General features: G+C 56.8%; 10 protein-coding genes. 3 read left to right on the forward strand and 7 right to left on the reverse strand.

Annotated elements, in window-relative coordinates; genetic code table 11:
* Positions 1 to 10 precede the first annotated feature (10 nt).
* The 4 genes from ACA041_RS10110 to ACA041_RS10125 form a co-directional block, all read right to left on the reverse strand.
* Positions 11 to 1,372, reverse strand: coding sequence for an outer membrane beta-barrel protein (locus ACA041_RS10110; RefSeq protein WP_497440964.1), 1,362 nt, complete (start codon positions 1,370 to 1,372; stop codon positions 11 to 13).
* Between the two features lie 66 nt (positions 1,373 to 1,438).
* Positions 1,439 to 3,055, reverse strand: a complete 1,617-nt coding sequence (gene mhpA / locus ACA041_RS10115) for a bifunctional 3-(3-hydroxy-phenyl)propionate/3-hydroxycinnamic acid hydroxylase MhpA (RefSeq protein ID WP_497440965.1) — start codon at positions 3,053 to 3,055, stop codon at positions 1,439 to 1,441.
* Positions 3,056 to 3,174: 119 nt separating this feature from the next.
* Positions 3,175 to 4,095 carry a VOC family protein gene (locus ACA041_RS10120; protein WP_322268898.1) on the reverse strand — a complete coding sequence of 307 codons (921 nt, stop codon included), beginning with the start codon at positions 4,093 to 4,095 and terminating at the stop codon, positions 3,175 to 3,177.
* A gap of 82 nt (positions 4,096 to 4,177) precedes the next feature.
* Entirely contained in the window at positions 4,178 to 5,011 is an 834-nt protein-coding gene (locus tag ACA041_RS10125) for a fumarylacetoacetate hydrolase family protein (protein WP_497440966.1), read from the reverse strand.
* Positions 5,012 to 5,191: 180 nt separating this feature from the next.
* Here ACA041_RS10125 and ACA041_RS10130 point away from each other — a divergent pair, with 180 nt between their 5' ends.
* On the forward strand, positions 5,192 to 5,893 hold the full coding sequence (locus tag ACA041_RS10130; protein WP_497440967.1) for a GntR family transcriptional regulator: 702 nt from the start codon (positions 5,192 to 5,194) through the stop codon (positions 5,891 to 5,893).
* Positions 5,894 to 6,068: 175 nt separating this feature from the next.
* On the opposite strand, the gene ACA041_RS10135 is transcribed toward ACA041_RS10130, so the two are convergent.
* Both ACA041_RS10135 and ACA041_RS10140 read right to left on the reverse strand, forming a co-directional pair.
* The gene (locus ACA041_RS10135; protein WP_497440968.1) at positions 6,069 to 7,532 is read right to left on the reverse strand and encodes a tyrosine-type recombinase/integrase; all 1,464 of its coding nucleotides are present in this window, start codon (positions 7,530 to 7,532) and stop codon (positions 6,069 to 6,071) included.
* Positions 7,533 to 7,997: 465 nt separating this feature from the next.
* A complete protein-coding gene (locus tag ACA041_RS10140) occupies positions 7,998 to 8,411 on the reverse strand; it encodes a hypothetical protein (RefSeq protein WP_497440969.1) in 414 nt (137 codons plus the stop codon).
* A gap of 219 nt (positions 8,412 to 8,630) precedes the next feature.
* Between ACA041_RS10140 and ACA041_RS10145 the strand changes: the two genes are divergently transcribed.
* Together ACA041_RS10145 and ACA041_RS10150 are read left to right on the forward strand one after the other, a co-directional pair.
* Positions 8,631 to 9,686, forward strand: a complete 1,056-nt coding sequence (locus tag ACA041_RS10145; protein WP_497440970.1) for a DUF1254 domain-containing protein — start codon at positions 8,631 to 8,633, stop codon at positions 9,684 to 9,686.
* The gene (locus tag ACA041_RS10150) at positions 9,632 to 10,051 is read left to right on the forward strand and encodes a DUF1214 domain-containing protein (protein ID WP_497440971.1); all 420 of its coding nucleotides are present in this window, start codon (positions 9,632 to 9,634) and stop codon (positions 10,049 to 10,051) included. The genes ACA041_RS10145 and ACA041_RS10150 overlap by 55 nt, the downstream gene beginning before the upstream one ends.
* 71 nt (positions 10,052 to 10,122) lie before the next feature.
* Here the strand turns inward: ACA041_RS10150 and ACA041_RS10155 are convergent, their stop codons facing one another.
* Positions 10,123 to 11,745, reverse strand: coding sequence for a DUF1254 domain-containing protein (locus ACA041_RS10155; RefSeq protein ID WP_497440972.1), 1,623 nt, complete (start codon positions 11,743 to 11,745; stop codon positions 10,123 to 10,125).
* Positions 11,746 to 11,859: the final 114 nt, after the last annotated feature.

Consider the following 11,859-nt stretch of genomic DNA (forward strand, 5'->3'; position numbering starts at 1 on the left):
CGCCAAGGGCTTAGAAATAGAGCAGCGCTTCAACCAGGCCGGTCATCTGCGTGTTGTTGCGACCCGCGCCAAACGGGTGATCGTCGGCATTGCCATCGAACACGTCGTAACGCACTTCAGGGCGCAACGAGACGTACTTGTTCAGGTCATAGCGCAGGCCCGCAGTAAGGGCATTAAAACTGCCGCGAGCGGTCGAAACCGGTAGCAGGATGAACCCGTCGGGATCGGCAAAATGTTCGGCGCGCACCGAGTAGGAGAGGTCCGGGCGTTGCTGGTAGGTGAGCACCGCGTTGGCACCCCACCAATGGGCGCCATCGAAACCAGGACCGTTGATAATGTCGACGGTTGTGGCCTTGCCGTCACCGTTCTGACGGCCATAAACCAGCTCGGCGCCCATCGACCAGTTTGAGTCGAAACGATGCCAGCCGTTGAGCGAGTGTTGTTGTTTGAACTGACCTTGTGGCGACACCAGGCGCGACGTTGGAGCCTGTACATCGCTGAAGCTGTCGTTCTGTTCATCGCCGAGGATGAACTCGTAGTCGATCCAGGTCTGCATGTCTGCGGTACGCCAACGCAAGGCCCCCATCATCGACTTCTGATCGTTGTTGTCGCGCAGGTTGTTCCAGCCCTGGACTACCCCCAGTTCGGCGCCGAGAAGCGACGATTCGCCGTTGTACAGTCGAGTGCCGAGCAGCACGCCACCTACGGTTCCCGGCTCGCTGACGAAGGCGTAGCTCTTGCTGGCAAGCGGGTTACGAGCAGCGCGAATGTTGGGCGGGATTTCATAGCCCATGGCCGGGCCGAAAACCCCGGCCATGGCGGTGATTCCAGGGCCGTAAGGCAGGTAGGCAGTGGCGGCGATGTTGGGAATGGCAAGGAATTTCTGCTTGTCGCGCTGGGCCTTGGCGAGGTTGTCGTCACCAGGCGAATTAACGTCCCAGTGCATGTCCCAACCCGTGGTACGGGCGAACTGGGCATTGCGCCCGTAGTTCACTTCGAAGGTAAAACCGAAGGAGGCGTCGCTCGGCGCAGGACCTGGCAACGGCGTGATACGTGGCACCATGGTGCCCTTCAGTTGCTTGTCGACGAAAAGATGCAAGCTACCCCATTCAAGCCCCTCGTCGGCGAAACCAACCACCGGGAGATTGCTCAAACCGTCCTGGCGCTCATCGTGTGTCGAGCGATTATTGCGAGAGTAAGCGGCGTCAAAAAGGCCTGAGACCTGAATCCCGTAATCCTTTTCCAGCGTGTCTCCAAACAGGCTACGAAACAGGGTGCCTTCACCCGTTTCAGGGGATTCGGCTGCGTGTGTATTGAGCGTTGCGAAGGCGGCCAGAACCGCACCAAGCGTTTTCACCTTGATGTTGATCATTATCTGTCTCTTGTTTTTTTGTCAGAGTTTTAGAGAGAGGGGCGTCCATGCCACCGGGAAATCGTCTCAGGCGTGGCGGGCCTTTCCACCATTAACAACGTGGGGTTGGCTGCTTTGTTGCAATTGCTCGCGCAGGGAGTTGAGCAATTTGGGTAACGCGGACAGTTCTGCAACGCCGCCATAGCAGTAGTAGTCGGGGCGCACGATAAGGGCTTTGAGTCCGGCCTCGGCCATGAAGCGCAGGTATTTGCCGGAGACGTCGCGATAGATGCCTTTGCTGCTGTCAGCCGTTTGCGCGAGTCGAACGACTTTCAGATCGTAGTCATGGATGAAGCTCTGCTGCTCAGGCGTGAGCGATGCCAGAGGATCCTGGTCACCTCGGACAAGCAGGTGGAAACCGCGTCCAATAACTTCGTCATACCGGCTGACCTTGCCACCGATTTCGATCGAGCCGTGAGCCCCAAGAATGCCGCGCAATTGGCCATCCTTCTGCAGTAGACCATCGGTTAAACCCGGGAACGGCGGCAGTGGTGCGACGTTGCCGCTCAAATAGGCTGCATCGCGCTCGGCGGCCTTCACCGGGTCCGATACGCAAACGACTTTACCCATCGCCATGGACGCTTCGATCACGGCGCGGATCTGCGGTTTGCGCTCCAGTGTGTAGCTGTCCAACAGGCTGTCTTCAGCCAAACCGCGCAGCAGCAAATCGAGACGCCAGGACAGGTTCCATGCATCCCGGATCCCCGAGCACATGCCTTGGCCCATGAACGGTGGCATCACGTGGGCCGCGTCGCCGGCCAGCATGACCCGACCGCTGTGCCAGTTCGAAGCAATGCGTGAACGGAACTGATAGACCGCGTGGCGCACCAGGTCAGCGGTGTCCGGCGTCACCCAGCGCGACAGCAGCGACCAGACCTTGTCGGTGTCTTGCAAGTCCTCGATGGTTTCATGGGGCAGGCGCATGAACTCCCAGCGGCGATAACCGGGGCCGCCAGGGACCATGGTGGTCGGTCGTTCGGGGTTGCACCATTGGCCGATGTCCGGCACATCCAGTTGCACACCGGGCTTGGGTTGCAAGTCGACCACCAGCCAGTCTTCCTGAAAGCCCAGGTCCTGCCATTCAATGCCCAGCGACTGGCGCACGAAGCTGTTGGCGCCGTCGGCACCGATCACATAACGAGCCCGGACACTTTGCTGCTCTTCACCCAGTGAAAACTTGCCGTCTTCGCGAATGACCCGATTGAGAACCATATCGCAGCCTTGGGTGTCTTGTTTCAGTGCAGTTGCTTCCCAGCCCTGATGGACCTGCACGTTGCTGATGCTCTTGGCTTTGCGGTCTAGTGCGGCTTCCAGCGATGGCTGATTGAACAGGTAACCGAATGGCCCGTCACTGATGGATTCAGCCGACCAATCGATCTCTACCAAGACTTTCCAGTCAGCGTTGAACCACTGGTAGCGTGCCGACGGCTGAGAGATTTTCGCCAGTTCTTCGCCAAGGCCCATGGAAAGGAAAATACGGCGAATCTCGTGATCGTAAAATACTGCCCGCGGGAGCGGGTAAAGCGCTGGCCAGCGTTCGAAGACGGCGACTGAATAACCAATTTGGCCCAATAGAATGGCCAGGGTCTGGCCCACGGGGCCGTAACCGGCAATGGCGACATCGACTGTAGTGTGCTGGTTCATGATCTGTGCCTCGTGTACTTCGCAATGATTTCCGAACATGGCCGGGCCTGTTGCGCGAACCAGGGAGGCTCGCGCAATACAGGAATTCCAGTTTTTTTAAACAATAAGCGGCAGGCGACTCAGGCAGGTGCCGGGGTATCCGCTTCAGTGTTGAAAATGAAGTTGTCCGGCACGTCCGGGCCCCAGAGGTACAGTGAGTTTTCCGGGGGATAATCGCCGGCAGGCCATTCGCTGCCTTCGGAGATGTAGTCCATGTCTGCCGAGTACTCGCAGAACGAACCCCACGGATCCTGCACGTAATGAAAGTAGTTAGAACCCAGGCAATGACGACCCGTGCCCCAACCTTTCACATGTCCCGCCGCGGCCATTTGCGAGGCGCCCGCGCCGACTTCATCAATGCTGTCGACTTCCCACGCAGCGTGGTGCCAACCCTTGGCGCTACTCTTGGCGAACGCCACCAGATGATGGTCGCAACCGTGCGCGGCATGACTGAAGGCGATAATGTCCATCGACTTGTCGGAGAGCTTCAAGCCCAGGGCCTGTTGGTAAAAGTGCAGCGCGCCAAGCACATCGGGGGTAAACAACAGGACATGGGACAAGCGGCGAGGGCGGACCTGCGCCATGGCGTCGCGGGTCGTCGCGCCGCGGCTGTTGGACGGGGTGATGCTGTTGTGGTGGTCGGACTTTTGATCGGGCATGGTTTTTTCGCCGACCTTCACATGCAACAGGTTGCCGTCCGGGTCGCGAAACCACATTCCTGCTTCGGGACGATCTTCGAACAGCCCGCCAGCGGTTTCGATCTGCTGGCGTAACGCAGCGTAATCCTGCTCGTAGCAGTTGAAACTCAGATAGGCGAGGGACTTGGAGGCCGCAGGGAAAATTTTTGCCCAGACATGGCCGTCAGTTGCTCGTAAGAGAAGCTGGTTCTGTTCACGGAGAACGTCGAGGCCGAAGCTTTCGAAGAACTGGCAGGCTTCGTCCAGAGACGGGACGTTCAGCGCGTAATGATCGATTGAATGCACACCATGGGACACGCTCATGATTGCCTCCATTTTAATTATTCTTGTAGTGGGGCGCAGGGGCGAGGTCGGCCCTGCGCCGAGTTCGAAGCTGTGTCTGTTATCAGACTTCGTCGACAACCGGGTTGACCAGTTTGCCGATGCCCTCGATCGATACTTCGACCACATCGCCTGCTTTCAGATAAACCTTGGGATTCATGCCAAAACCAACGCCAGCCGGGGTGCCGCTGACAATCACGTCGCCTGCTTCGAGCGTGACCGCTTCACTCAACGTAGAGATGATGGTGGCGACGTCGAATAGCATGTCTTTGGTGTTGGCCGATTGTACAACCTTGCCGTTGACGCGTGTCTCAAGCAACAAGCCTTTGCCACCCGCTGGCAACTCATCGGCAGTCACGAGCACCGGCCCGAATGCACCTGTGTCATCGAAATTTTTGCCGACGGTCCACTGCGGCGAGATGAACTGGTAATCGCGTACCGAGCCTTCGTTGAACAGCGCATAACCGGCGACGTGTTCGAGTGCGTCTTCCTTGCGGATGTGACGGCCGCCGCTTTTCAGAACCACAGCCATTTCACCTTCGTAGTCGAGGGTGTCGGAGATGCGCGGACGAATCAGCGGTTTGTTATGGGCTGTCAGGCTGGAGTTCCAGCGAGGAAACAGGGTGGGGTAGGTTGGTTGAGCGTAAGGAGACTCTTTGGTGTGATCGGCGTAGTTCAGGCCGACGCAAACGATTTTGGTCGGACGCTCCATCAATGGCAGGTAAGCGTCTTCGGCGATTTCGACGATAGCACCATTGGCACCTTGGGCATGAGTGGTCAGATCGACACCTCGCGCCAACAATGACTCAAGCGTTTCTGTCCCTAGTACGCGTACGCCGTCAGCAGTGACGACACCCAGAACAGGTTGACCTTGATTGAGGAAGCGGACGTAGCGCATGACATGTTTCTCTTATTGATTTGATGGGGAGCCGGTGGTGAAGGGCAGTACCGACTGCGTGTTGACAAAGCTAGAGGCAAAAAAATATACCGTCAATAGAAAAATATATATTTAAGATAATGTGAGAAATTATTCATTCTGTGTATGATTCGTGCAGACAAGCGAAAAACGGAGTCGACCTTGAATTCCCCTTTGATCAACTGGCAATCGGCCGAACCCACCGAAAAGCGCACCATGGCTTCGCAACTGGAAGAACGGATTCGCCAGGACATCATCAATGGCCAATTGGCTCCGGGCATTCGCCTGCGTCTCAAAGAGTTGTCCGAAGCCTACGATGTCGGTGTGATTCCGCTGCGTGAAGCCTTGTCGCGCCTGGCCAGCAGTGGCTTTGTATCTGCCGCCGATCAGAAAGGTTTCAGTGTCGGCCGTATCTCTGCAGCAGAAATCGCCGACATCACCGCCGCGCGATTGCACATTGAATGCAAGGCGCTTGCCGATTCGATTCGTCAGGGTGATGTGGAGTGGGAGAGTCGTGTTCTTGCCGCTCACCACCGACTGGATCGCCTGACCATCGTCGAAGGCCCGGAGCGACTGCTAAAACCCGAGTGGGAAAAAGCTCACGAAGTATTCCACCAGGCGCTGATTTCCAGCTGCAATTCACCGACATTACTGCGGCTGTGCTCGTCACTGCGAGACCAGACAGCGCGCTATCGTTTTCTGTCGATGCACTATGCCGACAGCAGCGCACGTGATGTGCCCAACGAACACCGTCAGTTGATGGATGCTGCGCTGGCCAAAGATATCGACAAGGCTTGCGAATTGCTGTCCAGTCACTATCAGACCACGACCGACTCGGTGCTCGAACACGCACTACTGGGATAGCGGTGCCGTTCTCTCGATCAAGTTTTGTTGCGAAGCCTGGTGTGCCACAGGTTACGTAGATAAAACTAAATGACCGACATTTATCATTTGTGAGTGACCGCTGTTGGCTGATTTCTGCCGGGCACGACAGGCCGAAATCGACCTCACGTAAGCGCTCAGCGATGTCTACAAAACTTTAAATCTGACCTATGGGGTCGGCAGTGATCCAGAGGGGGGTAGGCTGGAAAAACATCATCGACTCGGTCGTTGGGTGCTCGTAGGTTGAGGACAGTACGGCACTGAGTCGATCGCCCAACAGGTTCCAGGCGCTCTTCTTCTCTTCGGCATAGTCGTGATGCAGGTAATGGCGCCGCACCCGCGAGCCGGCCAGCACATGGTTTTGGCAGCGGTCGATGACGTCCAGGCTGACCCCCAAAGCCTGCATCATGGTCGCGCCCGTGCGGCGCAGGTCATGCGGCGTCCAGTCGCCGTTCTGGCCGTCGGCAAGCACCAGCGTGTCATCATGACGCCGTCTGGAGAGAGCCTTGCGGTTTTTGAACCGGGCCTGACGGTCACCGACCTGCTTGCTCACCACTTTCACGTCCACATGCCCATCATCCTGCTTGTTGGAGAAGCACCACTGGGAATGTCCCGTCAGGCTCTTGAGTTCCTGAAAGAAATGCAGGGCGAAGGGGGAGAGGAAGACATGGTGGTCCTGTTTCTTGCCCCGGGCGCCTTTAACGTTTTCACTGGGGAGGAACCAAGTCTGCCGGTCCAGATCGACATTTTTCCATTCGGCCTGGAGCAACTCGCCAATCCGGCACAGCGTGCCCAGGCTGATCCAGAGTGCGAGTTGGGTTTCTTTCTTTAGCGGCCGTATGCCGTCGTATTTTTGCCCGGCGGGGAGGGCGTTGTAATCGGCGGTCATTTGCTGGAAGCGGTTATGCAGTTCCAACAGCTCAGCCGGTGAAAGGATGCGGCTTCTTTCGGCCTCGTAGTCGGCTGGGATGAGAGGGGAGATGTCGACCAGTTCCGTCGGATCACCCTCGATCAATAAGGCCCGCCAAGGTTGGCGCTTTCTAGCCCAGCTAAACATCTGGGTGAGGTCGGCGAAGAAGCTGATGGCTTGCCGGTAAGCGCCGCGGTTGACCACGGCCCGGATCAGCGCCCGAACATCGTGTTCTGAAACATTGTTCACCGCTGTCTTGCCAAGTGCGGGTAAAAGGTCCTTGTTAAAGCGTCGTTGCAACTCGGCATTGCCGTCTTTGCGCGCCACGCCATCCAACAGCCAGGCCTTGGCCAGATCCTGGACGGTCAGCGTTTTCACCTTCGTCGTTTTTACTTGTTCAGCCTCTACGTTAGCAGCGGCGTATGCCTGTGCCTTGGCGGTTTTCTTGTGCTCGTTGGGATTGATTTGCTCATCAATAAGCGCGCGAGCCTGATTTCGAGCCTTGCGAATGTCCGTCAGAGATTTGCGCGGCCAGGACCCGCAGGCGTACTCTTTGTTCTGGTCGCCCCAGCGATAGCGATAGAAAAAGCTGACCGATACGCCGTCCTTACGCACGGAAATTCGACCGGCGAGATTGCCATCCTCCCGAAGGATTCGGCCGGCATCGTTGGCGGTCAGCGACTCGAGTTCTTTGATGGTGATTTTGGACATAAAATGGGTTCCCCCTACTTTTACCCCCACAAAAACGTCGGCTCTTTATGGACGTTACTGGACTTTCGTAGAGCAGAACATCGCTGGAGCTCAAGTAAATACTAGCTTAGAAAAATCCAGAGTAAAATTTTGGAAGCTTTCAAGAAGTATGAAAAAGGAGATGGGGTGCTAGGGGTCGAGTGTTCGAATCACTCCGTCCCGACCATATAATTCAAAGGGTTGCGAGATTTAATCTCGCGACCCTTTTTTATTTTTGGTCGTTTTTCCCCCTACCAAATCACTGGCTTTGGGTAGAATCCTCACTGCGCTCGCGTGAATTGAAACCTCATTCGCAGTGTCCTCATGGGTAAGGCCGCAAAAAAAATCTCGGTTTTTTTACAATTGGTTTTTGTGACTCAGAACGATACTGGCCGACAAAATTGACAGTGCTTTAACGCCTCGTATGCCTCACTTCTTTGGTTTGGGTCATGTGTACTTAACGGCGTTCTCGATCAGGTTGATGAGGACGAGTTCGCTCAATACCGTGTGTAAATCATCGTCAAGAGCGACCTGAACCAACCGCCTACCCAGAATCGGCTGGACCTTGCGCAGGGCCCTGCCCACGAGATCTTCGATAGGTTGCCACTGCCGATTCAGGACCACTTTGCCGGATTCGAGGCGTGCCATGTCCAGCCGGTTGTTGACCCGCGTATTTAAGCGCTGCGCAGATTCACCCAACGCTGTGGCGATCTCGATGGCTTCGCCAGTTAGGTTTTTGGCAATGTGAATGTAGTGAATCCGTTCGAGCGAGAGGTCAGCAAAAACGCGCAGGTATCGAGCAGGCGTCACTGCTCCGGCACTACCAACCAGCTTGTGTATCGCGGGTGCACTGCCAGTCACCCCCAATGTTTCCGCTCACAAGCATTAAGGCTTACATGCCTTATTAGAGTCTCACTCCCTTCGATGTCCCCCTTAGAGTTCTTCCCCCTCGTCAACGGGGGGGCACCGATTCTCAAAACGGTCAATCTGTTCAAGTTTGGCCGATGTTGAGCAGAGAAAAGTCTCGACACTCGACGCGGAAAAATCGCGCCGACTTCCAATATCTCCTGAGGAGACACAATGATTCTTTGTCCTACCATGCTGCGCAGTGCGCTTGCTGCCACCGTCTTGTTATTGGCCAATCTGGCCACTGCGCAAACGCCTCCCCTGAAACATGACGCCAGCGAAGCCGCACGCATCCAGAGCATCGCCGAAGAAGCCTATATCTACGGTCTGCCCATCGTGATGAATTATGACGTGATGTATTCCTATGCCGTAGACAAAGGTTCGCCGCAGTACAAAGCGCCATTCAATCAATTGCACAACATCCCCCGCGTATTCACACCGGAAGACAAGGCCGTGGTCACGGCCAACAGCGATACTCCCTATTCCTTCGCTTCGCTGGGCCTGCGCGCCGAACCGATGGTGCTGAGCGTGCCGTCGGTGGAAAAGGGGCGCTATTACTCAGTGATGTTGTGTGACGGCAATACCTACAACTACGGGCTGATCGGCAGTATCGCCACCGCTGGCGAACCGGGCGACTATCTGGTGGTCGGCCCCGACTGGCAAGGCGAGACGCCCAAGGGCATCAAGAAGCTGTTTCGCTCGACGACGCAATTCTCGCTGGCCGGCTACCGCACGCAACTGTTTTCACCGCAAGACATCGAGAATGTCAAAGCCATACAAGCCGGCTACAAGGTGCAGCCCCTGTCGACCTGGTTGAAGCAACCGGCACCACCGGCTGCTCAGCCCCTTGACTTCCCTCCCGCAGACAAGGATTCCATCAAGAAAAACTTCTTCACCTATCTGGACATCGCATTGCGCTTTGCGCCCTCTGCACCTGAAGAAAAAGCCATCCGTGAAAAACTGGCGAGCATCGGTATTGGCACTGGCGAGATGGATCATTTCAAGCGTATTGCCGCCCTCTACGGCAAGGAACTCGCTGCCGGGGCCGCCGCCGGCGATCTGCGCATCACCCAGGGTATTGTTCACCACGGCCAGCCCATCAACGGTTGGATCCTCATTAACGAGGGGGCGGCGATCGTCAGCGCTATAACGGCGATTGGCAGGCCCGCGCCGTCGTGGCGAAAGCAGGCATTTACGCCCTGGATGCCTCCGAGGCGCGCTATGCACTGACCCGTACCTTGCCCACCGGTGAGACGCTGGACGGTAGCAAACACAAGTACAGTTTGACGTTTGCCGCAGGTCAGTTGCCACCGGCGAACGCCTTCTGGTCGGTGACCATGTACGACGGCGCCACGCAACTGCTGGTTGCCAACCCAATCCAGCGCTATCTGGTCAACTCGCCGATGCTGCCGAATATGCAGAAGAATGCCGACGGCTCGCTGACACTCCACATCCAGAAGCACTCACCGGGCAAGGACAAGGAAAGCAACTGGCTGCCTGCGCCCGACGGTCCGACCTACTTGGCGCTGCGCATCTATGGCCCGCAGGACAAGATGAATAAGTGGCAAGTACCACCACTGGTGCTTGCCGACTGAGCCATCCGCAGAAGTCGGCGCTGGTGAACAGCGCCGACTGCATTCGAGCCTGACAGAGATCGGTGGCCCCTTCACCGAACCTGTTCGATCTCGCTCGGCCGCCACGTTTTAGTGAAAAACGATTCAAGCGGGCTGTACAGGCGCAGGATCGTGAACCAGCCCTTGTCAGGCGTGGTCTGAATCCAGTTTCCGGCTTTGGCGTCAGCGGGTTTGGACGGTCCGAAATAGATCGTCGTGGAGCCATCCGCGTTCTCGACGGCCGCCGGTGAAGGGTAGGTCTGGCTGCCGGCGCGCGGGTAGCGCTGCGGTGTCTGGAGCATGGAGCGCGTCTGGTTGTCGTAGACGGTGAACGACCAGAACTTGGCCGCTGGAATCTTCGGTGGCAGGGTCACCTGGTAGGTCTTGCCGCCATCAAAGGGATTCTTTTGCGCATCCGAGAAGCCCATGAGGTACTGCGAGCCCACGTTCGGCACTCGCATGATCATGCCCGGCGAATCCATGGTGTAGCCGTAATAGAAGGCTGTGCGCGAATCAAGCGTTCGGGCGCCTGTCGGTGGTAATGCCTTGAACAAGCCTTCCTTGGTGATCATTGGCGGCGGTGTCTCGAAGTCGAAACCGCCCTGCCATAGCATGTTGGCCCACATCGAATTCGGGTAGTAAGCCCAGCCGGGATAATCGGCAGCACGAAAGTTCAGTGATCGTCCCGCCGCATTGCCCACGGCCGCTGCGTCGGTGAGGATCTTTTTCATCCGCTCGTCCGGAGCAAAGGGCTTGCCCTTGACGATGCCAATGGCCGCCAGTTGGCCCAGGAGTTCCGGGTTGAACGAGGTGGCGGGTTCCAGCTGCACAAGCTTGTCCAGCGTCTCGTAATAGGCGAAGTCATTAGGAGGAATAGTGTTGAAAGATTTGCCGCTGCCTTCCACGAATTTTGTCGGCGGTATCGGCGGATTCGGCTCCAGCCTGATTTGGCCCGCCAGTGCCGTGGCAATGCTGGTGCCGTAGCCGCCTGGTGTGTAGGGATAAATTTTCAGCTTGTCTTTGATCAGGTCGACAGCAGGCTTGGGATCGTTGTGCTCCATAAAGGCACGAACGGCGTACAGCACATGGTTGGTTTTCGATCGGCCTACGAAGAAGCCACTGTCCGGAAGCGGACCCTCGTAGTCCGGCGGTACGATCAGGTATTTGCCGCCTTCACCCCGATCAGGACCAGGTGCGCCAATGTCGATGATCCAGCCGAACCACATGTCATTTAGCGTGCCGAGCGACTTTGGTGGCACTTCAACCACCAGCGGCCCCTTTGTCAGATCGAGGACCGCGAGTGTATAGATAGTGTCGGCGTTGGCGGTGAGAAACAGCGATTGGGAGTCCATCAACTCGGAGAAGATGATCACCGTGTTGTCGTCTGCCCCAATGCTGTGGAAGCCCTCGCGAATCGCATAGGCCGATGCGCCTGAAAAACTGTTCATGAACGCATCTATGCCGCGAGTGAAAGCCAGGGTGTCGTAGACGTCCTGTGTGGTTTTTACGCTCGGTGCGCCGTCCTTGAACTCCAACGTACCGAAACGAGTCTCGATGCGATCGGGTGTAGTGATTCCCGGGGGAATTTCGGTGGCCGCCTGCGCCGCGTTTATCACAGGTATCGCCAGCGCGGCAAAAGCTGCCAGAACGGTGATTGGTTTGAGAATTTGCGTCATGAAGTTCTCCCTGATGGATGCCAAATGCATTGACTACCCAAACTTAGGAACTAATGGCGCAGTGACATTTCTCAGGGCGCGGTCAATCAATCTCCTTGCGCTCTCGTCATCACT

The organism is Pseudomonas sp. LBUM1676, from assembly GCF_059695605.1.